This window comes from Georgenia sp. SUBG003 (genome assembly GCF_000715355.2).
In the GTDB taxonomy this organism is placed as follows: Bacteria; Actinomycetota; Actinomycetes; order Actinomycetales; family Actinomycetaceae; genus Georgenia.
In genome coordinates, this window is the sequence record NZ_CP180204.1 from 481,980 (window position 1) to 503,782 (window position 21,803).

Genomic DNA, 21,803 nt, shown 5'->3' on the forward strand with positions numbered 1-21,803 from the left:
GGAGCACGATGGCTCAGACCACCACGCTGCCCGAGGCCTCCACGGCCGGCCGCGGCCGGCTGACCCCGGAGATGTCGGTGCCCAAGATCCTGCGGGACCGTGCGGCCCGCGACCCGGAGGGGACGATCTTCGAGCGCCAGTCCGCCCTCGGGTCCAGCTTCGTGCCGGTGACCACGAAGGTCTTCTTCGACGAGGTGCGCGCGCTCGCCAGGGGCCTGGTGGCCCTCGGGGTCGGGCAGGGCGACCGGGTCGCCATCATGAGCCCGACGAGCTACGAGTGGACGGTGCTCGACCTCGGCATCTGGAGCGCCGGCGCGGTACCGGTGCCGATCTACGAGACCTCCTCGGCGGAGCAGGTGGAGTGGATCGTCTCCGACGCGGGCGCGAAGGTCGTCTTCGTGCAGAACCGCGCGATGGCCGCGCTCGTGGAGCCGTTGGTCGGCAAGGTCGAGGGCCTGGAGAAGGTCTGGGGCATCGACGAGTTCGCGCTCTCCCAGGTCTCGGCCGAGGGCGAGGGCGTCGCGGAGCAGGTGGTCGACGAGCGCACCGACGCCGTCGTGATGGACTCCCTCGCGACGATCATCTACACCTCGGGGACCACCGGGCGGCCCAAGGGTGTCGAACTGACCCACGGCAACTTCGTCTCCCTGGTGGTCAACGGCACCGACGACCCGAACTTCTCCGACGTCGTGCGGGGCTCGGGCAAGCGCACGCTGCTCTTCATGCCGCTGGCGCACGTGTTCGCCCGGTTCGTGGAGGTGCTCTGCATCTACTCGGGTGCCGTGATGGCCCACGTGCCCGACGCACGGAACCTGGTGGCCGACCTCGACGCGTTCCGGCCGACCTTCCTGCTCGCGGTCCCGCGCGTCTTCGAGAAGGTCTACAACTCGGCGGACGCCAAGGCCGGGTCGGGCGCGAAGCAGCGGATCTTCCGGTGGGGCGCCAAGGTGGCCATCGAGTACTCGCGCGCCCAGGACCGCCCCGGCGGCCCGTCGGCGGCCCTGAAGGCGCAGCGTGCGATCGCCGCGAGGCTGGTCTACGGCAAGATCCTCGCGGCGATGGGCGGGGACCTCGTCTACGCCGTCTCCGGCGGCGCCCCGCTCGGCGAGCGGCTCGGGCACTTCTTCCGCGGGATCGGCGTCGTCGTCCTCGAGGGGTACGGCCTGACCGAGGTCGGTGCGCCGACCACGGTCAACCGGCCCGGCCTCGTCAAGATCGGCACGGTCGGCCCGCCCTACCCCGGCAGCTCGGTGCGCATCGGCCCCGACGGCCAGGTTCAGGTCAAGGGCCCGAACGTCTTCCGCGGATACCGCAACAACCCCGAGGCGACCGCGGCGGCGTTCGACGACGGCTGGTTCGTCACCGGGGACATCGGCACGCTCGACGAGGACGGCTACCTGCGCATCACCGGCCGCCAGAAGGAGCTGATCGTCACGGCGGGCGGCAAGAACGTGGCCCCGGCGGTGCTGGAGGACCGGCTCCGCGGACACCCGCTCGTCTCCCAGGTGGTCGTGGTCGGCGACGGCAGGCCCTTCATCGGCGCCCTCGTCACCCTCGACGGCGACATGCTGCCCCAGTGGCTGGCCAACCACGACCTGCCCGCGATGAGCGTGGCGGAGGCGGCCGAGAACCCGCAGGTGCTCGCCGCGCTCGACCGGGCCGTCACCCGCGCGAACGAGGCGGTCTCCCGGGCGGAGTCCATCCGCAAGGTCCGGGTCCTGACCACGGACTTCACGATCGAGAACGACTACCTGACGCCGTCGCAGAAGGTGAAGCGCGCCAAAGTGCTCGCCGACTTCGCCGGCGAGGTCGAGAAGATCTACTCCTGACCCCACCCGGGCGAGAGGTCAGGCGTTCCGCCGGTCCGTGCCGGCGGCGCGCGCCTCGGCGATGTCCTCGTGGTGGCGGATGACCTCCTCCACGATGAACTTCAGGAACTTCTCGGCGAAGACCGGGTCGAGGCCCGCCTCCTCGGCCAGCGCGCGCAGGCGTGCGACCTGGCGTTCCTCCCGTCCCGGGTCCGACGGCGGGAGGTCGAGCTCGGCCTTCATGACGCCGACCTGCTGGGTGCAGCGGAACCGTTCGGCGAGCAGGTGCACGAGGGCGGCGTCGATGTTGTCGATCGTCGCGCGAGCGGACCGCAGCGCGGCCGGCACGTCCTCGGGCTCGTTGCTGCGGTGGATCCCCGGGGTCGTCGTCATGGCGTGATCCTACGGACAACGGTGCGCCCCGCTCCCGCCCCGCCCACGGGGCGGGAGGACGGCGCCCGCCGGGGCACCGTCCTCCCGTGGCTCAGCGGGGCTCGGTGATCTCCTGGCGCCGCCCGACCCGGCTGCGACCCTCCCGGTGCGGATCGGCGCTCTGCGAGAACAGGTGGTCGTTGGGCGTGCCCGCGTCGTTCCAGCGCAGCAGGGCGCCGACGCCGTCGGCGAGCTGGACGCTCGCCTCGTCCACCACCGTGATGCCCGCCCCCTGCGCGAGGGCGGCGCGCCCGAGGGCGAGGTCCGATCGGACCTCGTGCGGGGCACGCGCGCCCATCTCCACGACGTCGGTGTGGTTCCCGATCTGGAGCGGGTCGTCACCGCACCACAGCTTCTTGCGCGCGAGGGACGACGGCGGACCCGCCACCGCCTCGGTCACCAGGAGCTCGGCCACCTGGCCGCGCCGGAGCACGTCGAGGACGCCGTCGCGCCCCGAGACCGCCGCACCGTCCTGGCCGTGCGCCTCACGGAAGCGGTCGACGACCGCCTCACGACGGCGGAGACGGTACTGCGTGAGCGCCTGCGAGACGTGCGCGTTGAACGCGTCCGCCTTGACGCCGTCGGCCCGGGAACCACCGTCGAGGGTGGTCAGAATCTCCCGGGCGGCCTGCCCGAGCGAGTCGGCCACGAGCGCGCGGGCGCGGACGTCGCCGGTGAGAAGGAGCAGCTCGGGCCGGCGCTCGGCGACGATGCGGTCGAGCTCTGCGGCGACCACCTCGGCGTTGCGCTCCCAGGAGTCCTCCACGCGCTTCTCGAAGCGGCGGTGGGACCAACCGCCTGCGTTGGCCTTGGTCAGCTCGTCGTGCCCACCCTCGACGCTCATGAGGTCCGTGGCGACCTCGCTCGCGGACGCGGACTCGAAGAGAGTGACGTCGGCGCCCGAGCGGTCCACCGTGACCAGCAGGTACCGCACGTGCTCGTCCGCCACGCGCGCCAGCGCGAGGGCGTTCACGCCGGCGTCGACGAGAGCCTCGTCGGAACCGGGCGGCGTGGCGAGCGTGCAGTCCAGGAGCACCTCCTCGCGGGCTGCGACGAGGACCCGTCCATGCTTGCCGGCCGCGTTGCTGATGGTCCGGATACGCTCACCGAGCGCCTCCAGGGTGGGTCCGTCGGCACCCTGCTCCTCCAGGCTCCGCCGGAGGTCCTTCCACCGTGTGAGCACCGCCTGGTTCCCGGTCTCGCTCTCCCGCGTCGCGTCCATCACCACGGTCACGAGAGGGACGTTCTGGGGAAGGTCGGCGGTGATCCGGTCAAGTCGCATCGGGCACCTCGCTGTTCGGGATCGTTGGTCCGTCCACTCTCGCGCACCCGGCGCCCGGACGCCACAGGGGCACCCGGGGCCGGCGCAGGGACCCGGCAGCCGCACGCAGGAACCCCCGCGGAGCCCCACAGGCGCACGAAAGGCCGGCACCTGTACCGGTACCGGCCTCTCGGACGACGGGTCCGCCCGCCCGTCAGGCGGACTTCTCGCGGGGCGTCCGCCGCTTGCTCGCCTTCTCGCGCGGCACGAGCGTCGGGTTGACGTTCTCGAGGACCACCTCGCGGGTGACGACGACGCGGGCCACGTCGTCACGCGACGGGACCTCGAACATCACCTCACGCAGGACCTCCTCCATGATCGCGCGCAGGCCGCGGGCGCCCGTGCCGCGCAGGAGCGCCTGGTCCGCGATCGCCTCGAGCGCGTCGTCGGTGAACTCCAGCTCCACGCCGTCGATCTCGAACATGCGCTGGTACTGCTTGACCAGGGCGTTGCGCGGCTCGGTCAGGATGCGCACGAGCGCGTCCTGGTCGAGCTTGCCCACCGTCGCCACGATCGGCAGCCGTCCCACGAACTCGGGGATGAGGCCGAACTTGTGCAGATCCTCGGGCCGGACCTCGGAGAAGAGGTCGACCTCCTGGTCGGCGGAACGCAGAGGCGCGCCGAACCCGATGCCTCGCCGCCCGGCGCGGGCCGAGATGATCTCCTCGAGCCCCGCGAAGGCCCCCGCGACGATGAACAGCACGTTCGTCGTGTCGATCTGGAGGAACTCCTGGTGCGGGTGCTTGCGTCCACCCTGCGGCGGCACCGAGGCCTGGGTGCCCTCGATGATCTTCAGGAGCGCCTGCTGGACGCCCTCGCCGGACACGTCCCGTGTGATCGACGGGTTCTCGCTCTTGCGGGCGATCTTGTCGATCTCGTCGATGTAGATGATGCCCTTCTCGGCCTTCTTGACGTCGAAGTCGGCGGCCTGGATGAGCTTGAGGAGAATGTTCTCGACGTCCTCGCCGACGTAGCCGGCCTCCGTCAGCGCGGTGGCGTCCGCGATCGCGAACGGGACGTTGAGCATCTTCGCGAGCGTCTGCGCGAGGTAGGTCTTGCCGGTGCCGGTCGGGCCGATGAGGAGGATGTTGGACTTGGCGATCTCGACGGCCGTGTCGTCCTGCCCGGCGGACTCGCGGGCCTGGACGCGCTTGTAGTGGTTGTAGACCGCCACCGCCAGCGACCGCTTCGCGCGGTCCTGGCCGATGATGTACTCCTCGAGGAAGTCGTAGATCTCGCGCGGCTTGGGCAGGTCCACCAGGCCGAGCTCGCTGGCCTCCGCCAGCTCCTCGTCGATGATCTCGTTGCACAGGTCGATGCACTCGTCGCAGATGTACACGCCAGGACCTGCGATGAGCTTCTTGACCTGCTTCTGGCTCTTCCCGCAGAACGAGCACTTGAGCAGGTCCGCTCCCTCACCTGTGCGAACCACCGCGCTCCACCACCGTCTCGTCGTCTCTTCTCGTGCCCGCCGGAGTATCGGCCCGGCAGCACCATTCCACACCACGAGGTGCGGTCCTGTCCTGCTCGCCGCGCGGGCGGTTCACGGTACCCCGGATACGGCGACGCCGGGCGCGACGCCCCGAGGGACGGTCACGCCCGGCGGCTTCCGTCGGTCCGTCAGGCCTCGGTCAGCACGGGAGTCTTGCGCGACTCGAGGACCTGGTCCACGAGGCCGTACTCGCGTGCCTGCTCGGCCGTGAGCATCTTGTCGCGCTCGATGTCGTTGCGGACCTGGTCCACCGGGGTGCCGGAGTGACGGGCGAGGGTCTCCTCGAGCCACTCGCGCATCCGCAGCACCTCGTTGGCGTGGATCTCGATGTCCGACGCCTGCGCGTAGCCGCCGCCCTCCATCGCGGGCTGGTGGATCATCACGCGGGCGTTGGGCAGCGCGAGGCGCTTGCCGGGCGAGCCGGCCGCGAGAAGGACCGCGGCGGCCGAGGCCGCCTGACCCAGGCACACGGTCTGGATCTGCGGCTTGATGTACTGCATGGTGTCGTAGATCGCCGTCATGGCGGTGAACGAGCCGCCGGGCGAGTTGATGTACATGGTGATCAGACCGTCCGGGTCCTGACTCTCCAGGACCAGCAGCTGGGCCATGACGTCGTCCGCGGAGGCGTCGTCGACCTGCACGCCGAGGAAGATGATGCGGTCCTCGAACAGCTTGGTGTACGGGTCCTGACGCTTGTAGCCGTAGGCGGTGCGCTCCTCGAACTGGGGCAGGACGTACCGCGCGGACGGCATGGCCGGCGCGGTGGAGGCCGGCATCCGGCCGGCCTGGGCGAAGAAGTTGGTGCTCACGGGTGCTCCTGGTGTCGTCGGGTCGGCAGGGTGCGGCGTCACTTGGTCTCGGACCCGCTGTTGCTGTCGGTGCCCCCGCCGCCGGGCACCGAGCGCGAGTGCTCGACGACGTGGTCGACGAAGCCGTACTCGAGGGCCTCGGGCGCCGTGAACCAGCGGTCCCGGTCCGCGTCCTTGTTGATCTGCTCCACGCTCTTGCCGGTCTGCTCGGCCGTCAGCTCGGCCAGCACGCGCTTCATGTGGAGGATGAGCTCGGCGTTGATGCGGATGTCTGTGGCGGTGCCGCCGATGCCGCCGGACGGCTGGTGCATCATCACGCGGGCGTGCGGGGTGGCGAACCGCTTGCCCCTGGCCCCGGACGAGAGCAGGAACTGCCCCATCGACGCCGCCATGCCCATCGCCACCGTGGCGACGTCCGGCTGGACGAACTGCATGGTGTCGTAGATCGCCATCCCCGCGGTGATGGATCCGCCCGGGGAGTTGATGTACAGGAAGATGTCCTTCTCCGGGTCCTCGGCGGCGAGCAGCATCATCTGCGCGCAGATGGCGTTGGCGTTGTCGTCGCGCACCTCCGAGCCGAGCCAGATGATGCGCTCCTTCAGGAGCCGGTTGTAGATGTTGTCGGTCAGGCCCATGCCGGCGCCCTCGGTCCTCGCCTGCGGCATCTTCTCGCTCACGTGCATGCTCCTTCTCGCCGCGCCCGCGGCACGGCGGTCTCGACCTGTGCTGGTCCGGTCCGTCGACACTAACGCCGCCCGCCGACAGATCCTTTGCCCAGGCGGCCCTTTTCGCTCACGGCGCACGGCGGCGGCCGCCGCGTGGTTCCGCGGGTGCACCACGGGCCCGGCACCTCGCGGTGCCGGCCCGTGACGGGAGTGCGGATCTACTCGGCCGCCCCCTCCGCAGCGTCCTCGGCCTTCGCGGCCTTCTTCGTCGCGGCCTTCTTCGCCGGCGCGGTCTTCTTCGCCGGCTCGGCCTTCTTCGTGGTCCCGGCCTTCTTCGTCGTCGCGGGCTTCTTCGCCGGCTTCTTCTCTGCCTCGTCGGCGGTGGCGGTGGCGTCGCCGGCGGCCTCGTCCGTCGCGGCCTGCTCGTCCGACGCGGGCTGGTCAGCCCCGGCCTCCTCGGGGGAGGCGGCCGACTCGGCCGACTCGCCGGACTCGGCGCTCTCGGCCGACTCGCCGGACTCGGCGCTCTCGGCCGACTCGCCGGACTCGGCGCTCTCCGTCTCGGCACCCTCCGGGCCCGCGGCGTCGAGCTCGTCGGAGCCGATGTACTCGCTGAGGTCGATCTCGTTGCCCTCGGAGTCCTTCACGCTCACCTGGCGCAGCGCCACGGCCAGCGCCTTGTTGCGCGCGATCTCGCCCATGAACGCCTGGATCTGACCCGTCTGGGAGGCGGCCTGGATGAACTGGTTGGGCTCCATGCCGTACTGCTGGGCGCTGGAGACCAGGAACTCGAGCAGCTCGTTCTGCGTGACGCCGACCTTGAACTGGTCCACCAGGGCGTCCAGCAGCATCTGGTCCCGCAGGAGGTCGGTGATCTCCTCGCGGACCTCCTCGCCGTGGGCGTCGCCGGCCTCCTTGCCCTCGGCCTGGAGGTGGCGCTCGATCTCGGCCTCGACGACGCCGGCGGGGACGGGGATCTCCACGTCGCCGCGCAGCCGCTCGAGGAGGAGGTCGCGCGCCTGGACGGCCTGGTCGGCGCCCTTGTCCTTCGTGGCCTGGCCGCGGAGGTCCTCGCGCAGCTCGTCGATGGTGTCGAACTCGGAGGCGAGCTGGGCGAACTCGTCGTCCGCCTCGGGCAGGTCGCGCTCCTTGACGGCGGTCGGGGTCACGGTGACCTCGGCCTCCTCGCCCGCGTGCTCGCCGCCGGCCAGGGAGGCCGTGAAGGTGGTGGTCTCCCCCGCGCTCAGCCCGACGAGGGCCTCGTCGAGCCCCTCGAGCATGTTCCCCTCACCGATCTGGTAGGAGACGCCGGAGACCGAGTCGACCTCCTCGTCACCGATCTTGGCGGACAGGTCGATGACGACGAAGTCACCGTCCTGGGCCGGACGCTCGACGCCCACGAGGCTCCCGAAGCGCTCCCGCAGCTCGTCGAGCTTCGCGGTCACGTCGTCGTCGCTCACCGCGGCCTGGTCGACGCTGAGCTCGATGCCGTCCAGCCCGGGCAGGGTGATCTCCGGGCGCACGTCGACCTCGGCCTCGAAGACGAGCTGTCCGCCGGGGGTGCCCGTCACCGCGGGGATCTCGGTGACGTTGATGCTCGGCTGGCCCATCGGGCGCACCTCGGTCTCGGCGACCGCCTGGTTGTAGAAACCGGGGACGGCGTCGTTGACGGCATGCTCGATGACGGCGGCGCGGCCGACGCGCTGCTCGAGCACGCGCGGCGGCACCTTGCCCTTGCGGAAGCCGGGCACGTTGACCTGCTCGGCGATGTGGGAGTAGGCGTGGTCGAGGCTCGGCTTGAGCTCGTCGTACGACACCTCCACGGTCAGCTTGACCCGGGTGGGCTCAAGGTTCTCGACGGCGCTCTTCACTGCGGTGCTCTCCACTCATCGTGACTGTTCGGTCAGGCCCCGCCCCGTGAGGCGGCGCGAAGTTCTTGCGTGCTCCCGACACGAGCCGGGGCGCACAGACCGACCAATCCTAGGGCACGCTGCGCCGGCGAGGCACACCTGCCCCGAACGCACCCTCAGGCGTTGACGAGCGCCCGGCGGGCCCGGCGGCGGGCGGCGCGGACCGAGGGGTTCTCGAGCTCCTCGCCGCACTCGGCGAGCCAGGCCGCCCAGTCGGTGACGTCGGGGTGACGGCGCAGCAGCGCGCGCCTCTCCCGCTCCGTCATGCCGCCCCACACACCGAACTCGGTGGCGGTCTCGAGCGCCTCGACGAGGCAGGCCTCGCGCACCGGGCAGCTGAAGCACAGCTCTCGCGCGGTGCGCTGCGCGGCTCCACGGACGAAGAGGGCGTCGGGGGCCTGCTGGGCGCAGGCCGCGCGGTTGGTCCACGTACGGTCTTCGGACATCGGGGGTCTCCTGTTACCAGGGGGCTGGCGAGGGGGGCGCCTGCCCGTCGACAGGTGACGCTAACGCTGTGACAGCATTCACGGAATACTTGAACCGTAAATGCGCAACTGAGACGGGGTTTCGAGGGCTTCCGAACCGGAACTGCAACGATCCGGAACGTCCTGAAGAAGAATGCGCCGCCGTCGCCGCTCCGTTTCTCCACCGCGCGACCCTGCCCGCCGGGGCACGGCCCGGACCTCGCCGGCCCCGGACCTGCCGACCGCCGGGACAGCGCCGGAGAATGTCGGGATGGCGGGATTCGAACCCACGACCTTCCGCTCCCAAAGCGGACGCGCTACCAACCTGCGCCACATCCCGTCGCGCCACCGTCGGCGCCAGTGGGCATTCTACGGGCCCGCCGACGGTGGCCCCGCACCTGCGGGAGGCGCGTCACACCGCCATGTGGCACACCTGCGGACAGGATCTGGTTAGAATCCTCGTGCGGCTCCGAGCCCGCGCGGGTGTAGCTCAATGGTAGAGCCTCTGCCTTCCAAGCAGATGGTGCCAGTTCGATTCTGGTCACCCGCTCCAGTCCCCCCTCGTGTCCCCACGCCCGCCCGCCCCGCTCTGCCTGCGGGCGTCACCCTCGACCAGCCCACCGCGGTCGCGCCGTGCAGCCTCGGCCCGCGTACGCGAACGGCCCCCTCACCGTTCGGTGAGGGGGCGTCAGGGTCGGTGGCGAGGATCAGTCCTCGACCAGCATGCCCTTCTGGTAAGCCTTGGCGAGCCGCCGCGGCACCTTGACCTCGCGGCCCTGCACGCGGACGGCGACGAGCTCCGTGAGCTCGGCCTTCCACTGGGACCGGCGAGAGCGGGTGTTGCTGCGGGACATCTTGCGCTTGGGAACTGCCATGCCCTTGCCGCTCCTTCCGTACGTAGAGGGATATTGCCGACGTATACCCTCCCACGCGGAAGGGGCGTCAGACCAACCGGAGCAGTCTAACCCAGGTGCGAGGTCGTCCACCCGCTCCGGGCGGGGCTGCGGCCGCGGAGCGCGTGTGAGATCGGTCGCCTCCGGCGGGATACTGCACCGGTGAGCGACCTCAGACCCGCCCGCGGGACCGACGTGCGCGCCGAGACCGAGGTGCGCCGCTCACGGTTCGTCGCCCTGCTCCGCCGGGCGGACGACGAGGACGAGGCCCGGGCGCTCGTCGCCGACGCCCGGGCGGCCTTCCCGGACGCGCGGCACCACTGCTCCGCCTTCCGCGTCGACGTTCCCGGCTCCAACCGCGTCGAACGCTCCTCGGACGACGGCGAACCCGCCGGCACCGCGGGCATGCCGATGCTCGAGGTGCTCCGCGGCTCGGGCCTGACGAACGTCGCCGCCGTCGTCGTGCGCTACTTCGGCGGGACCAGGCTCGGCACCGGCGGTCTCGTGCGCGCGTACTCGGAGGCGGTGCAGGGAGCCCTCGCCGTCACGCCTCGCGTCCGGGTGGAGATCGTGGGGCTCTGGACGGTCGACGTGGGCCACGCGGACGCCGGCCGGGTGGAGGCGGAGCTGCATGCGCGGGGCATGACGGTCACCGATGTCGCGTACGGGGCGCGCACGGTCCGGCTCACGCTCGCCGCGGCCGACGGCGATCGTCTCGTCGGCGTCGTGGCCTCGCTCACGGCCGGCAGGGCCATCCCCGCGCCCACCGGCACGGCGGTGGTCGAGCACCGGCTCACGCCCGCGTCTTGATCTAGTTTCACTAGAACAAGTACGCTCAGGTCATGCTCCTCCGCATCGACCCCACGTCGGCCCGGCCGCTGTTCGAGCAGCTGGCGGCACAGGTCCGGCTCGCCGTCGTGGAGGGCGACCTGCGCACCGGCGAACGACTGCCCGCCGCCCGGGAGCTCGCCGAGTCTCTCGAGGTCAACCAGCACACCGTGCTCCACGCGTACCAGCTGCTGCGCGACGAGGGCCTCGTCGAGCTGCGACGGGGCCGCGGCGCCGTGGTCACGGCCCGCGCGACGCACCACTACGACAGGCTCGGCAGGGCGATCGAGGACGTCCGCCGCGAGGCGGCGCACCTGGGCCTGCCGCTCAGCGCCGTCGCCGCCATGATCGACCGACCCGAGGAGACCCGATGAGCACCGACGCCGCACGCCCGCCGCTCCCGTACCGCCGGAGGGCGTGGCTCCTGGGCGTGGGGTTCCCGGTGCTCGTGAGTGCCGCCGCCTGGGGCCTGGTGGCGGCCTGGAGCCCGCGCCTGCCGGAGTTCGTCGCCCTGCACTGGGGGCCCGGCGGCGTCGTCGACCGCGTCGGATCCGTGGCCGAGCTCGTCACGACGACCGGTGTCCTCGGCGGGGCCGGCGTGGTCGTCCTCGGGGTCCTCTCCCTCGTGGTCGGGCGGACGGCGCTCACCCGGCGCATGGTGCTCGGCCTGGCCTCGGGCTCGGCCGTGCTCTTCGCCGGCATGCTCGTCACCATGGTCGGGATCCAGGTCGACGCCCCTGACGCGACGGCGGCCGCCTCTCCCGACCTGGGCCTGACGCTCACCGTGGCGGCAGCGGTGCTCGTCGGCGTCGCCGCCGGCGCTCTGGCGGGGCCGGACCCGGACCTGCCCGCGACCGACCCGCTTCCCGCCTCCGCGCCGCACACGCCGCTCACCGCGACCGAGCGCGCCGTGTGGGTCCGGACCGTCGGCCCGAGCAGCACCCTGGTGCGCCGGGGCGGGGTGCTCCTCGCCGTGTACATCGGGTTCTCCGCCTGGCTGGCCGTCGTCGCGCAGAGCTGGTTCGTGGCGGCGGTCATGCTCGCCGTGCTGCCGGTGATGCTCACCATGCTGGTGTGGCAGGTGCGCGTGGACTCCGGCGGGCTCACCGCCCGCGGGTCCCTCGGCTGGCCGCGGCACCACGTGCCGGCCACCGAGGTCGTGCTAGCCGGGACGCGGCAGGTCTCCCCCTTCGGCGAGTTCGGCGGCTGGGGGCTGCGCGTCACGCCGGACGGCACGGTCGGCGTCGTCGTCCGCGCGGCAGCGCCCTCGCGGTCGAGCGCACCGGCGGCCGGCGGTTCGTGGTGACCGTGGACGACGCCTCGACGGGGGCCGGGCGCCGACGCGCAGGGCGGGGACGATCCCGTCGAGCATGCAGTGCCAGGTGATCCGCGAGCGGCAGGCCCAGCCGCCGGGCGGCGGTCGCGCCGGCGAACGCGAACGGGGAGACCACGCCGGCGTGGACGTGCACCACGTCGGGGCGCAGCTGCCGCAGGGCGCGCGGCACGAGCACGTCCTCGAGCGGGTGGAACGGCGCCCCGAGAGTGGCGCGGCTCGCGAAGCGGTGCACCCGCACGCCGTCGACGAGCGAGCTGCCGCGCCGCCCGCCGCCCGGCAGGGCGGGGTCCGCCGTCGCCGTCAGGACGTGGACGTCGTCCCCCGCCGCCGCCTGGCGGGCGGCCAGGTCGTGGACCTGGGTCTCGATGCCGCCGACCCGGGGCGGGAAGCAGTCGGAGACGTGGACGACCCGCAGCCCGCTCACTCCCACTCGATGGTGCCCGGGGGCTTGGACGTGACGTCGAGGACCACCCGGTTGACCTCCGGCACGGTGTTGGTGATGCGGTTGGAGATGGTCGCGAGCACCTCGTAGGGCAGGCGGGACCAGTCCGCCGTCATGGCGTCCTCGGAGGAGACGGGGCGCAGCACGATCGGGTGGCCGTAGGTCCGGCCGTCGCCCTGGACGCCCACGGAGCGCACGTCCGCGAGCAGCACCACGGGGCACTGCCAGATGTCGCGGTCGAGACCGGCCTTCGTCAGCTCCTCGCGGGCCACGGCGTCGGCGGCGCGGAGGATCTCCAGGCGGTGCTCGGTGACCTCGCCGATGATCCGGATGCCCAGGCCCGGGCCGGGGAAGGGCTGGCGCCACACGATCGACTCGGGCACGCCCAGCTCGAGGCCGACGGCGCGGACCTCGTCCTTGAACAGGGTGCGCAGCGGCTCGATAAGCTCGAACTGCAGGTCCTCGGGCAGACCACCCACGTTGTGGTGGCTCTTGATGTTCGCGGTCCCCTCGCCGCCGCCGGACTCGACGACGTCGGGGTACAGGGTGCCCTGGACGAGGTACTTCACCTCGCCCTCGCCGTGCCCGGCCTCGGCGACGATCTCGCGGGCGGCCTTCTCGAAGGCGCGGATGAACTCGCGGCCGATGATCTTCCGCTTCGTCTCGGGGTCGGTGACGCCCTTCAGCGCGTCGAGGAAGGTCTGCGAGGCGTCGACGACCTTGAGGTTCACGCCGGTCGCGGCGACGAAGTCCTTCTCCACCTGCTCGGCCTCGCCGGCGCGCAGCAGACCGTGGTCGACGAAGACGCACGTGAGCTGGTCGCCCACGGCCTTCTGCACCAGGGCGGCCGCCACGGAGGAGTCCACCCCGCCGGACAGGCCGCAGATGACGCGGTCGGTGCCGACCGTGGCGCGGATGGCCTCGACCTGCTCGGCGATGACGTTGCCGGCGGTCCACTCGGGCGCCAGGCCGGCGCCGTCGTAGAGGAAGCGCTCGAGGGCCTCCTGACCGAGCACGGAGTGCTTGACCTCCGGGTGCCACTGCATCCCGAAGAGCCGGCGGCGCCGGTCCTCGAAGGCCGCGACCGGGGAGCCGTCGGACGTAGCGAGCACGTCGAAGCCCTCCGGGGCCTCCTGGACGGAGTCGCCGTGGCTCATCCAGACGGTCTGCTGGGTGGGCGAGCCGGCGAGCAGCTCGCCGTTGCCCTCGACCTGCACGACCGTGCCGCCGTACTCGCGCGTGCCGGTCTTCGCGACCTTGCCGCCGAGGGCGCGGGCCATGGACTGGAAGCCGTAGCAGATGCCGAGCACCGGCACCCCGGCGTCGAACAGCTCGGGGTCGGTGGCCGGGGCCCCCTCCTCGTACACCGAGGAGGGGCCGCCGGAGAGGATGATGGCGGCCGGGTCCTTGGCGAGGATGTCGTGCACCGGCGTCGTGTGCGGGACGATCTCGGAGTACACGTTCGCCTCACGCACGCGGCGGGCGATGAGCTGGGCGTACTGGGCCCCGTAGTCCACCACCAGGACGGGTCGCGGCGCGGCCGGCGAGGTCTCCCCCGGTCGAGCTTCTGGGGCGGTCTCGGTGGGCGCCGGACTGGGCTGCTCTGGGGTGCTCACGCCCGCCAGGATAGACGCCGGGCGCGTCAGCGCGTGCGGGCGGCCAGCCGCTGGAGGACGGCCGGGAGGTCCGCGTCGAACCAGCGCTGCGCGCGGCGCTCCATGACGAAGGACAGGACCGGGACCACGCCGCCCGCGACGAGGAGGACCACCCGGCCGAAGCTCCACCGCATCGTGGACCACAGGTTGAAGACGGTGACCGCGTAGACCACGTAGATCCACCCGTGCACGATCGCGATCCAGGTGCCCAGCACCGGCTCGCCGCCGTTGAACCCGTACTTGAGGACCATCTCGAGGGTCAGCAGGAGCAGCATCCCGCCGGTGACGAACGCCATCACCTTGTAGCTGCGGAACGCGCTGCGGGCCTTCCGCTCACGCTCGACGACGGCGGGCGGGGCTGCGGGGGGTCGTGCGGTCGGTGCTCATGGGGTCCTCTCGGGTGATGGTGCCCTCCCAGTCTCTCAGGTGCGGGGGCGGCCTTCCGGACCGGTCGGGCAGAGCCCGGCCGGTCCGGGCGGCCGTCCGCCCGCCCGGTAATTCGGTCGCTCGCCGTGCCGCCGGACGCGTAGCCTGCTCCTTCGTGCTCGACGTCCCCCGGGGGCATCCCGGACATCCCCCGCTGACCCGCCCCGTCGCCCTGCTCGGGTGGCTGGCGCGCCGCGAGGCCGGGGTCCTCGCGTTCGCCGTCGCGCTCGGCATCGTCGAGTCCGTCTCCCTCGCGGCCGTGCCCTACCTGCTCGGCGTCGCCCTGGACGCCGGGCTCGCGAACGGCCTCTCCCCCGACCTGCTGCGCACCTGCGCCCTGCTGCTGCTGGTCGGGCTCGTCGGTGCGGGGGCCTCCGCGCTGGGCCACGTCGGCGAGATCGGCGCGTGGCTGCACGGCGCGTTCCGCACCTCCCGCCTGGTCGGGCACCACGTCACCCGAACCGGCGACGCCATCTCCGACGAGCTGCCCACCGGCGAGGTGGTCTCCACAGTCGCGACGGACGCCTTCCACATCGGCAACATGATGGAGGTCTTCCCCCGGTTCGTCGGCTCCGTGGTGGCGTACGTGGTGGTCGCCGCCGTCGTGCTGCAGCAGTCGGTGCCGCTCGGCCTCGTGATCCTGGTCGGTCTGCCGCTGACCACCACCGTGCTCGCCGTCATGGTGCGCCCGCTGCACACCCGGCAGGCCGCGCACCGCGAGGCCTCGGGCCGCCTGACGACGCTGGGCTCGGACACCGTCTCCGGGCTGCGGGTGCTGCGCGGCATCGGCGGCGAGGACGTCTTCGCCGCCCGGTACGCCGAGCAGTCCCAGCGGGTCCGGGCCGCCGGCGTCGGGGTCGCGAGCACCTCGGCGATCCTGCAGGCGCTCCAGGTGCTGCTGCCCGGGCTCTTCGTCGCCGGCGTCGTCTGGTTCGGCGCCCACCTCGCCCTGCGCGGGCAGATCACCGCCGGGCAGCTCGTGGCCTTCTACGGGTACACGGCGTTCCTCGCGGAGCCGCTGCGCGCCGCCACCCAGTTCGTGCAGATGTTCACGCGCGCCCGCGTCGGCGCCCGCAAGGTGGTCGCCGTGCTCAGGGTGCAGCCGGCCGCCGGGAGCGTCGCCGAGTCCGAGGCCGCCGACGGCGAGGCCGACGCCGCCGCGGTCGCCGCCCCCGCGCGGCCTGCGGGCGACCTCGTCGACCTCGCCTCGGGCGTGCGCATCCGTCCGGGCCGGACGACGGCGATCGTCTCGCCGCGCCCGGACGACTCCGCCGCCCTCGCCACCCGGCTCGGCCGGTTCGACGACGCCGCCGGCGTCGTCACGCTCGACGGCACTCCCCTGACAAAGCTGCCGCTCGCGGAGGTCCGGCGCCGCGTCGTCGTCGCCGGGGCCACGCCGCAGCTCTTCACGGGGCGCCTGCGCGAGGAGCTCGACGTCCGCGACCGCGGCGACGAGGCCGCGCTCTACCGGGCCCTCGAGGTCGCGGACGCCCACGACGTCCTGGACTCGATGCCGGAGGGCCTCGACGGGCCGGCGGCCCGGCGTGCCCGCCCGGCGGCCGAGGGCGGTCAGGCCTCCGCCCGCCGGTGGCGGCGCTCGGCGTTCTCCAGCTTCCTGCGCTCCCGCTCCAGCACCGCGGGGGACCGTACCGGCCAGACGTAGGGCAGGTCGTCGGGGACGTCGGGAAAGAGCGGACGGTAGTGCGCGGGGTCCTTGCGGATCAGGTTGGACCGGTGGCTGCGGAGCAGCGCAGGGTCGAAGAGCCAGCCGGGCAGGGCGCCGTCGTCGAGCAGCTCCCCGTAGCTTCTGACGGTGGGCACGCCGGCGGTGGTGAGGTCGGTGGCGATCGTCTCCGCGCACGTGTCGCCGTAGCCGCGCGCGGTCCAGACGTCGCACATCGTCAGCCCGTACCGACCCAGCGCCTCCTCGTACCCCTTCCACATCAGCACGGCGGGGTGCGATTTCCAGGCGTACCCCGGCCACGTCAGCGCGCGGACGATCTGGATGACCTCGACGCGCTGCTTGCCCAGCCGCTTGTCGTCGAGCACCCGCGCGCTGGCCGTGAAGTCGCTGTACGGCACGAAGGTCTGCATCAGCGCGCCTGGCAGCGTGGGCACGAGTACGAGGTGCGGCCACCGATCTCCGTCACCTCGACGGGCGTGCCGCAGTCGTAGCAGGTCTGCTGCTTGTACACGCGCCGGGCCCGTTCCTCCGGCACCGCCTGGCGGTCCTCGGCGTCCACGGTGACGATCCGCCCGTCCTCGACGGCAGTCTGCATCATTCGCGTCAGGGTCGACCACAGCGCCTCGAGCTCGGCCTCGGGCACGTCGCGGGCCGGTCGGTCCGGGGCGATGCGGCAGGCGTGCAGAGCCTCGGCGCGGAAGACGTTGCCCGACCCCCGCGACGACCCCCTGGTCGAGCAGCGCGGCGCCGATCGGTCCCCGGAACTCCGCGATGCGCCGTCGGGCCTCCGCCGGGTCGGCGTCGCGGCGCAACGGGTCCGGGCCCAGGCGGGCCACGAGGGCGTCCCGCCCGGCGGGGCGGAGGATCTCGCACGTGCTCGGGGCGATGAGGTCCCACGCCACGCCGTCGGCAGCCAGCCGCAGGCGCACCTGCCGCATCGGCTCCCCGGTGACGGGCGAGAACCGCAGCCACTTGCCGCGCATCCCGAGATGGACGTGCACGGTGCGGCCGCCCGCGGTGTCGACGAGGAGATGCTTCCCGACGGCGTCGACGTCCACGACCGTGTCCCCGTCCACCTCCTCCGCGGGGAACCGGCCCTGCGGGGATGTCGCGCTGACGCGGGTGCCGACGAGCTCGGACATGTCCCGGGCGAGCCGGTGGATCGTGTGTCCCTCGGGCATCAGCGCTCCTTCCGGCGGCTGCCCCTGCACCGCTCACATCGCTCTCCCGAACGCGACGGTTCGGCGGAGTTCGACGTCTCACGGAGGACTCGACGTCTCACGGAGGACTTGACGTCTCACGGAGGAGTTGACGTCTCGCTCGACGGTAGGCGGTGCGGGAGCATCCGGCACGCGCTGGCCGGCGCGAGTGGCGGACCTCGTCGCCGGCGGGCGCGACTCGGCGCGGCCCCCTACCGTGACAAGACCTGGTCCTCCACCGCCCGGAGCGTGATGCGGTCATGAACGCCCCTCGTCACCACGACGTCGTCATCGTCGGCGGCGGCAACGCCGGCATCTCGCTGGCCGCCAAGCTGCGGCGGATGGGTTGCCGCGACGTCGCCGTCGTCGAACCCAAGAAGACCCACCACTACCGGCCCCTGCTCAGCTTCGTCGGCGGGGGGATGGCCACGATCGACGACCTGACCCGTCCGCAGGAGAAGTGCATGCCCGAGGGGTGCACCTGGTACGCGGACGAGGCGACGGCGATCGACCCCGACCGCTCCGTCGTGACGCTCGCCGACGGCCGGCAGCTGCACTACAACGACGTCGCCGTCTGCCCCGGCTCGCGCATCGACTGGGACGCCGTCACCGGCGCCGAGGAGGCCGTCAACACGCCCACCGCCGCCACCAACTACCTGCCCGACATGGCCGAGAAGACCTGGACCATGCTGTCGTCCCTGACGTCGGGCCGAGCCGTCTTCGTCATCTCCGACCGGCACGTGCCGTGCGCGCCGGTCGGCCTCAAGCCGCTCTTCATGGCCGCGGACCACTGGCGCCGGTCCGGCACGCTCGGCGACATCGACATCGAGCTCCTCGTCGAGGGCGGCCGGCTGGTCAACCACGACGAGGCCGACCGCGAGCTCCGCGCGGCCGCCGACAGCTACGGCGTCCGCGTGAGGACGCGGGCCACCGTCGAGGCCGTCTTCGCCGTCTCCCGCACGCTCCGCGTGCGGACGCCGGAGGGCACCGACGAGCTGACCTACGACGTCCTCTACCTCGCGCCCGCGCACCGAGCCCCGGACTGGATCGCCGACAGCCAGCTCAGCACCGAGGAAAGCGGCGGGTTCGTCACGGTGGACCCCCGCACGCTCCGGCACGTGACGCACCCGCGGGTGTGGGCCCTGGGCGACGTCGCGACCGTCGGCACGCTCCCGTCCGGGGGAGCGCTGCGCAAGCAGGTCCCCGTGGTCGCCCACAACATCGCGGCGCAGCGAGCCGGGCGGAACCTGCGCCACTACGACGGCTACTCGGTCGCTCCCGTCACCACCAGCCGGCGCGAGCTGCTGCTCGCCGAGTTCGACCGCGACGGGCAGCCCCAGCCGTCGGTGAGCACGCCCGACCTCGCGAGGCCGCGGCGGAGCACCTTCGTCTTCGACCGCTACCTCGAGCCGCAGATCTACTGGCACCGCCTGCTCAAGGGTCACGTGAGCTAGCTGACCGACCCGGGGACGGGGATGCCCCTTGACGGCGGCTAATGGCGTTAGCCATACTGGCTAACGCCATTAGCCCGAGTTGAGGAGCCTGTCGTGAAGCAGCTCAGCGTCACCACCGAGATCGCCGCCCCGCCCCGCGCCGTGTGGGCCGCGTTGACGGATTTCGCCGCCTTCCCCGGCTGGAACCCGTTCATCACCAGCGCCGCCGGCGATCTGGAGGTGGGCTCCCGGCTGACCATCCGTATCCAGCCCCCGGGCGGACGCGCGATGACGTTCCGCCCTGCGGTCACGGCCCTAGAGGAGGGCTGCCGGCTGGAGTGGCTCGGTCGCCTCGGCGTCCCCGGGCTCTTCGACGGCCGCCACTCGTTCGAGCTGACCGCGCTGCCCGACGGCGGCACCCGCCTCGTGCAGGCGGAGACCTTCAGCGGCGTGCTCGTGCCCTTCATGAGCGCGACGTTCGACCGCACGCGCGCCGGGTTCGCGCTGATGAACGAGGCGTTGCGCGAACGTGCGGAGGCGGCGGCGGGGGGAGCGGCTCGGCTCGTGAGTCGTCGCGACGAGATCGTCGAGGTTGCGGCGGCCGTCGTCGAGTCCGACGGGCCGGACGCGGTGAGCATGCGCCGCATCGCCACCGAGCTCGGCATCCAGGCGCCCTCGCTGTACAAGCACGTGGGGGGGCAAGGAGGACATCGAGGCCGCCCTGCAGGAACGGGCGCTCGAGGGAATGACCGACGCCCTCGCCGCCGCCGGGGACGGCCTCGAGCAGCTCGGCTTCGCCTACCGGCGGTGGGCCCAGGGCAACCCTGGCCTGTACGAGGTGGCGACCCGACGCCCCCTGCACCGCGACCGGATCCGGCCGGGGGTGGAGGAGGCCGCCGCCGCGCCCATCGTCCGCGCGGCCGGCGGGGACGAGCACCTCGCGCGGGCGCTCTGGGCGCTCGCCCACGGTCTCGTCGACCTGGAGCTGAGGCACCGGTTCCCCCCGGGCGCCGACCTGGACGCCACCTGGCGGACGGCCCTGCAGCAGCTGGGGGATCCGCGGGCGCGTGCCGGACAGCACGGCTCGCCCTAGCCGCTCGGCTGACGGTCGCGGGGCGGTGCGTCCCGTTCGTCCGCTCCACGGTCCGGTCGGGCCGCCGGTCCGTCGCTTTTCGGGACAGCACCTCCCGGAAAGGTGCACAGTCGCAGCGTCTCACCCCGCCGACAGGCGGCCAGTCACCACCGTGCGCGGCAGGTTGCCGTGCCGAAGGAGGAGTCTCCATGCATATCCCCCGCGTCCGCGCCAGGAGTGCCCGGCCGACGGCCGTGACCGGCCGGGCCGGCACGATGCTTCCCCTGCGCGGCGTTCTCTTCGGGCTCTTCCAGGGCGCCGCCGCCGGTGTCCTGGCCGGGAGCGGCAAGCCACGGCCCGGCCACGAGTCCGCCGCGTGGTGGCCGCTGACCGCCACCGCCACGAACCTCGTGAACCTCGTGCTGCTGGGGCGGCGGACGCGCGAGGTCGGTGGTTCGGTGCGTGACTACTACGTCCCGACCGACGTGCGGCGGAACCTTCCCGTCGCGCTCGGGCTCACCGTCCTCGGTGGTGCGCTCGCGGCGGGTCCGAACCTGGGGCTCGCGAAGGCGCTGTGGGGCGATCCGCAGAAGGCTCTCGACCTGTTCGTGCGACCACTGCCCGCGTGGGCCGCGCGCACCGCGGTCGCCGCGTTCCCGTTGTCGACGGCGCTCGCCGAGCTGCCCACCTACTACGGCTACGCCCAGCCCCGGCTTGCCGCCGCGGGCCACGCGCCCGCCACCGTCGTGCTCCTGCCCGCCGTGGCCCATTCCCTCCAGCACGCCACGCTCCCGGTGCGGGCCGACGCGCGGTTCGTCACCTGGCGTGCGCTGATGTTCCTGCCGTTCGCGCTCCTCGTCTCCGAGGCGATCCGCCGCCGACCGGCCCTGCTGCCGTACTTCGTGGTCGTGCACCTCCTTCTCGACCTGCAGGCGGCCGTCTCGGTGCAGCTGGCCTCCCGGGCTCAGGCCGAGACGAGTTCGTCCCATCCCTCCCGACGTTGAGAAGATGTGTGCCGAGCACGCACCGACCGAAAGGGGAAGGGGACGGCCGACCGCGGCGACGCGCCCCTGACTGCCGATGAACCTCACCTCACCCACGCTCGCCCGGGAGCGCGTCCGCCACGAGCTCGCCGTCCGCCCGATGACCGTCACCGGCTGGCGCGACCTCACCCCGCGCATGCGCCGCGTGACCCTGGCCGGCCCGATGGACGGGTTCGTCAGCAGCGGCCCCGCCGACCACGTCAAGGTGTTCTTCCCGCACCCCGTCACCGGCGAGCTCATTGCCCCGCGCGTCACGCCGCACGGGATGGAACGGCCGCAGGGCGTCGAGCTCGTCAGCCGGGATTACACGCCGCTGGTCAACGACCGCGGCGAGCTGGAGCTGGACTTCTTCCTGCACGGCGACGGTGGACCCGCCGCCGGCTGGGCCGCGCGCGTGAGCGAGGGCGACGAGATCGTCGTCGCCGGCCCGCGCGGGTCCAGGCTGGTTCCGGCCGGCGCCGACTGGTTCGTCCTCGGCGGCGACGAGACCGCCCTGCCCGCTCTGTCGCGCTGGCTGCGCATCCTGCCCGACTCCGCCGACGTCACGGTGCTCGTCGAGGCCCACGACGCCGACGACGAGGCCTACCTCGCCGGCCTCGCACCGGACCGGCGGATCACCTGGCTCCACCGCGGCGACGCCCTGCCGGGCACGACGGCGCTGCTCGAGGAGGCCGTGCGCGCGCTCCCGCGCCCGGAGGGCGTCGGCTTCTGGTGGTTCGGCGGGGAGGCCGGCACGCTGCGGCCGATCCGGCGGTACCTGCGCCGCGAGCTCGGGCTCGACGCCTCGACCGTCGAGTGCAGCGGCTACTGGAAACGCGGCGAGGCCAACCATGACCACCACGCCCCGGTCGACCCCGACGACCCCGAGGCCTGAGGCTGGCACAGCCTGCG

General features: G+C 72.7%; 22 protein-coding genes, 2 tRNA genes and 2 pseudogenes. 11 read left to right on the forward strand and 15 right to left on the reverse strand.

The features are described 5' to 3' along the window. Positions 1-8: 8 nt before the first annotated feature. Entirely contained in the window at positions 9-1,829 is a 1,821-nt protein-coding gene (locus tag DA06_RS02170; protein ID WP_418606787.1) for an AMP-dependent synthetase/ligase, read from the forward strand. An 18-nt stretch (positions 1,830-1,847) separates the two neighbouring features. Here the strand turns inward: DA06_RS02170 and DA06_RS02175 are convergent, their stop codons facing one another. From DA06_RS02175 to DA06_RS02210, 8 genes are all read right to left on the reverse strand, one after another. Beyond that, positions 1,848-2,201, reverse strand: a complete 354-nt coding sequence (locus DA06_RS02175; RefSeq protein ID WP_052436262.1) for a chorismate mutase — start codon at positions 2,199-2,201, stop codon at positions 1,848-1,850. Positions 2,202-2,292: 91 nt separating this feature from the next. After that, positions 2,293-3,522 (reverse strand): Vms1/Ankzf1 family peptidyl-tRNA hydrolase, encoded by a 1,230-nt coding sequence (locus DA06_RS02180; RefSeq protein WP_043496939.1) that lies wholly within the window; start codon positions 3,520-3,522, stop codon positions 2,293-2,295. 193 nt (positions 3,523-3,715) lie between these two features. Next, positions 3,716-4,993: an ATP-dependent Clp protease ATP-binding subunit ClpX gene (gene clpX, locus DA06_RS02185; RefSeq protein WP_043496941.1), complete on the reverse strand. Its 1,278-nt coding sequence runs from the start codon at positions 4,991-4,993 to the stop codon at positions 3,716-3,718. 188 nt (positions 4,994-5,181) lie between these two features. Next, a complete protein-coding gene (locus DA06_RS02190) occupies positions 5,182-5,829 on the reverse strand; it encodes an ATP-dependent Clp protease proteolytic subunit (RefSeq protein ID WP_052436265.1) in 648 nt (215 codons plus the stop codon). 71 nt (positions 5,830-5,900) lie between these two features. Continuing rightward, entirely contained in the window at positions 5,901-6,527 is a 627-nt protein-coding gene (locus tag DA06_RS02195; RefSeq protein WP_418607841.1) for an ATP-dependent Clp protease proteolytic subunit, read from the reverse strand. Between the two features lie 218 nt (positions 6,528-6,745). Then, positions 6,746-8,398, reverse strand: a complete 1,653-nt coding sequence (gene tig / locus DA06_RS02200) for a trigger factor (protein WP_418607843.1) — start codon at positions 8,396-8,398, stop codon at positions 6,746-6,748. Between the two features lie 155 nt (positions 8,399-8,553). After that, positions 8,554-8,883 carry a WhiB family transcriptional regulator gene (locus DA06_RS02205; RefSeq protein ID WP_043496945.1) on the reverse strand — a complete coding sequence of 110 codons (330 nt, stop codon included), beginning with the start codon at positions 8,881-8,883 and terminating at the stop codon, positions 8,554-8,556. A 284-nt stretch (positions 8,884-9,167) separates the two neighbouring features. After that, positions 9,168-9,241: transfer RNA gene (locus tag DA06_RS02210), tRNA-Pro, on the reverse strand. A gap of 139 nt (positions 9,242-9,380) precedes the next feature. On the opposite strand from DA06_RS02210, the gene DA06_RS02215 reads away from it, so the two are divergent. After that, a tRNA-Gly gene (locus DA06_RS02215) sits at positions 9,381-9,454 on the forward strand. A 154-nt stretch (positions 9,455-9,608) separates the two neighbouring features. Here DA06_RS02215 and rpmF read toward each other — a convergent pair. Then, positions 9,609-9,776 (reverse strand): 50S ribosomal protein L32, encoded by a 168-nt coding sequence (gene rpmF / locus DA06_RS02220; RefSeq protein WP_043496948.1) that lies wholly within the window; start codon positions 9,774-9,776, stop codon positions 9,609-9,611. Between the two features lie 180 nt (positions 9,777-9,956). Here rpmF and DA06_RS02225 point away from each other — a divergent pair, with 180 nt between their 5' ends. Genes DA06_RS02225 through DA06_RS02235 form a run of 3 tightly spaced genes read left to right on the forward strand, consistent with a single transcriptional unit; the run spans position 9,957 to position 11,928 of the window. Continuing rightward, positions 9,957-10,604 (forward strand): YigZ family protein, encoded by a 648-nt coding sequence (locus DA06_RS02225; RefSeq protein WP_043496949.1) that lies wholly within the window; start codon positions 9,957-9,959, stop codon positions 10,602-10,604. A gap of 32 nt (positions 10,605-10,636) precedes the next feature. Further along, positions 10,637-10,996 carry a GntR family transcriptional regulator gene (locus DA06_RS02230; RefSeq protein ID WP_043496951.1) on the forward strand — a complete coding sequence of 120 codons (360 nt, stop codon included), beginning with the start codon at positions 10,637-10,639 and terminating at the stop codon, positions 10,994-10,996. Beyond that, positions 10,993-11,928: a DUF1648 domain-containing protein gene (locus DA06_RS02235; RefSeq protein ID WP_043496953.1), complete on the forward strand. Its 936-nt coding sequence runs from the start codon at positions 10,993-10,995 to the stop codon at positions 11,926-11,928. Before DA06_RS02230 ends, DA06_RS02235 begins: the two co-directional genes overlap by 4 nt. Here the strand turns inward: DA06_RS02235 and DA06_RS02240 are convergent. The 3 genes from DA06_RS02240 to DA06_RS02250 all read right to left on the reverse strand — a co-directional run bounded on the left by DA06_RS02240 (position 11,843) and on the right by DA06_RS02250 (position 14,354). Beyond that, positions 11,843-12,382: a glycosyltransferase gene (locus DA06_RS02240; protein ID WP_418606788.1), complete on the reverse strand. Its 540-nt coding sequence runs from the start codon at positions 12,380-12,382 to the stop codon at positions 11,843-11,845. The genes DA06_RS02235 and DA06_RS02240 overlap by 86 nt on opposite strands. After that, positions 12,379-13,920, reverse strand: a complete 1,542-nt coding sequence (gene guaA / locus DA06_RS02245; RefSeq protein WP_418607845.1) for a glutamine-hydrolyzing GMP synthase — start codon at positions 13,918-13,920, stop codon at positions 12,379-12,381. The genes DA06_RS02240 and guaA overlap by 4 nt, the downstream gene beginning before the upstream one ends. Positions 13,921-14,042: 122 nt before the next feature. After that, the gene (locus DA06_RS02250; RefSeq protein WP_418606789.1) at positions 14,043-14,354 is read right to left on the reverse strand and encodes a DUF3817 domain-containing protein; all 312 of its coding nucleotides are present in this window, start codon (positions 14,352-14,354) and stop codon (positions 14,043-14,045) included. Positions 14,355-14,596: 242 nt separating this feature from the next. Between DA06_RS02250 and DA06_RS02255 the strand changes: the two genes are divergently transcribed. Next, positions 14,597-16,144, forward strand: a complete 1,548-nt coding sequence (locus DA06_RS02255; RefSeq protein ID WP_418606790.1) for an ABC transporter transmembrane domain-containing protein — start codon at positions 14,597-14,599, stop codon at positions 16,142-16,144. Here DA06_RS02255 and DA06_RS02260 read toward each other — a convergent pair. The 3 genes and pseudogenes from DA06_RS02260 to DA06_RS02270 all read right to left on the reverse strand — a co-directional run. Continuing rightward, positions 16,051-16,575, reverse strand: a complete 525-nt coding sequence (locus DA06_RS02260; RefSeq protein ID WP_052436268.1) for an MSMEG_6728 family protein — start codon at positions 16,573-16,575, stop codon at positions 16,051-16,053. The genes DA06_RS02255 and DA06_RS02260 overlap by 94 nt on opposite strands. Then, on the reverse strand, positions 16,575-17,198 hold the full coding sequence (locus DA06_RS02265; RefSeq protein ID WP_418607847.1) for a zinc finger domain-containing protein: 624 nt from the start codon (positions 17,196-17,198) through the stop codon (positions 16,575-16,577). Before DA06_RS02265 ends, DA06_RS02260 begins: the two co-directional genes overlap by 1 nt. Then, a pseudogene (locus DA06_RS02270) lies at positions 17,086-17,346 on the reverse strand (DNA-formamidopyrimidine glycosylase family protein); the annotation flags it as partial. The pseudogene DA06_RS02270 and the gene DA06_RS02265, both read right to left, overlap by 113 nt. A gap of 278 nt (positions 17,347-17,624) precedes the next feature. Between DA06_RS02270 and DA06_RS02275 the strand changes: the two are divergent. From DA06_RS02275 to DA06_RS02295, 5 genes and pseudogenes are all read left to right on the forward strand, one after another. Beyond that, positions 17,625-18,818 carry an NAD(P)/FAD-dependent oxidoreductase gene (locus DA06_RS02275; RefSeq protein WP_043496976.1) on the forward strand — a complete coding sequence of 398 codons (1,194 nt, stop codon included), beginning with the start codon at positions 17,625-17,627 and terminating at the stop codon, positions 18,816-18,818. Positions 18,819-18,959: 141 nt separating this feature from the next. Further along, positions 18,960-19,436: pseudogene (locus tag DA06_RS02280) on the forward strand (SRPBCC family protein); the annotation flags it as partial. 106 nt (positions 19,437-19,542) lie between these two features. Then, entirely contained in the window at positions 19,543-19,890 is a 348-nt protein-coding gene (locus DA06_RS02285; protein ID WP_418607849.1) for a TetR-like C-terminal domain-containing protein, read from the forward strand. Between the two features lie 188 nt (positions 19,891-20,078). Further along, positions 20,079-20,873 carry a hypothetical protein gene (locus tag DA06_RS02290; protein WP_418608483.1) on the forward strand — a complete coding sequence of 265 codons (795 nt, stop codon included), beginning with the start codon at positions 20,079-20,081 and terminating at the stop codon, positions 20,871-20,873. 76 nt (positions 20,874-20,949) lie between these two features. Further along, positions 20,950-21,786 carry a siderophore-interacting protein gene (locus DA06_RS02295; RefSeq protein WP_043496980.1) on the forward strand — a complete coding sequence of 279 codons (837 nt, stop codon included), beginning with the start codon at positions 20,950-20,952 and terminating at the stop codon, positions 21,784-21,786. Positions 21,787-21,803: the final 17 nt, after the last annotated feature.

Bases quoted from the DNA above. Each gene is read 5' to 3' on its own strand.
- DA06_RS02170 (WP_418606787.1), top strand. From the start codon at position 9: ATGGCTCAGACCACCACGCTGCCCGAGGCCTCCACGGCCGGCCGCGGC.
- DA06_RS02175 (WP_052436262.1), bottom strand. From the start codon at position 2,201: ATGACGACGACCCCGGGGATCCACCGCAGCAACGAGCCCGAGGACGTG.
- DA06_RS02180 (WP_043496939.1), bottom strand. From the start codon at position 3,522: ATGCGACTTGACCGGATCACCGCCGACCTTCCCCAGAACGTCCCTCTC.
- DA06_RS02190 (WP_052436265.1), bottom strand. From the start codon at position 5,829: ATGCCGGCCTCCACCGCGCCGGCCATGCCGTCCGCGCGGTACGTCCTG.
- DA06_RS02195 (WP_418607841.1), bottom strand. From the start codon at position 6,527: ATGCCGCAGGCGAGGACCGAGGGCGCCGGCATGGGCCTGACCGACAAC.
- DA06_RS02205 (WP_043496945.1), bottom strand. From the start codon at position 8,883: ATGTCCGAAGACCGTACGTGGACCAACCGCGCGGCCTGCGCCCAGCAG.
- rpmF (WP_043496948.1), bottom strand. From the start codon at position 9,776: ATGGCAGTTCCCAAGCGCAAGATGTCCCGCAGCAACACCCGCTCTCGC.
- DA06_RS02230 (WP_043496951.1), top strand. From the start codon at position 10,637: ATGCTCCTCCGCATCGACCCCACGTCGGCCCGGCCGCTGTTCGAGCAG.
- DA06_RS02235 (WP_043496953.1), top strand. From the start codon at position 10,993: ATGAGCACCGACGCCGCACGCCCGCCGCTCCCGTACCGCCGGAGGGCG.
- DA06_RS02260 (WP_052436268.1), bottom strand. From the start codon at position 16,575: ATGCAGACCTTCGTGCCGTACAGCGACTTCACGGCCAGCGCGCGGGTG.
- DA06_RS02275 (WP_043496976.1), top strand. From the start codon at position 17,625: ATGAACGCCCCTCGTCACCACGACGTCGTCATCGTCGGCGGCGGCAAC.
- DA06_RS02285 (WP_418607849.1), top strand. From the start codon at position 19,543: ATGACCGACGCCCTCGCCGCCGCCGGGGACGGCCTCGAGCAGCTCGGC.
- DA06_RS02290 (WP_418608483.1), top strand. From the start codon at position 20,079: ATGCATATCCCCCGCGTCCGCGCCAGGAGTGCCCGGCCGACGGCCGTG.
- DA06_RS02295 (WP_043496980.1), top strand. From the start codon at position 20,950: ATGAACCTCACCTCACCCACGCTCGCCCGGGAGCGCGTCCGCCACGAG.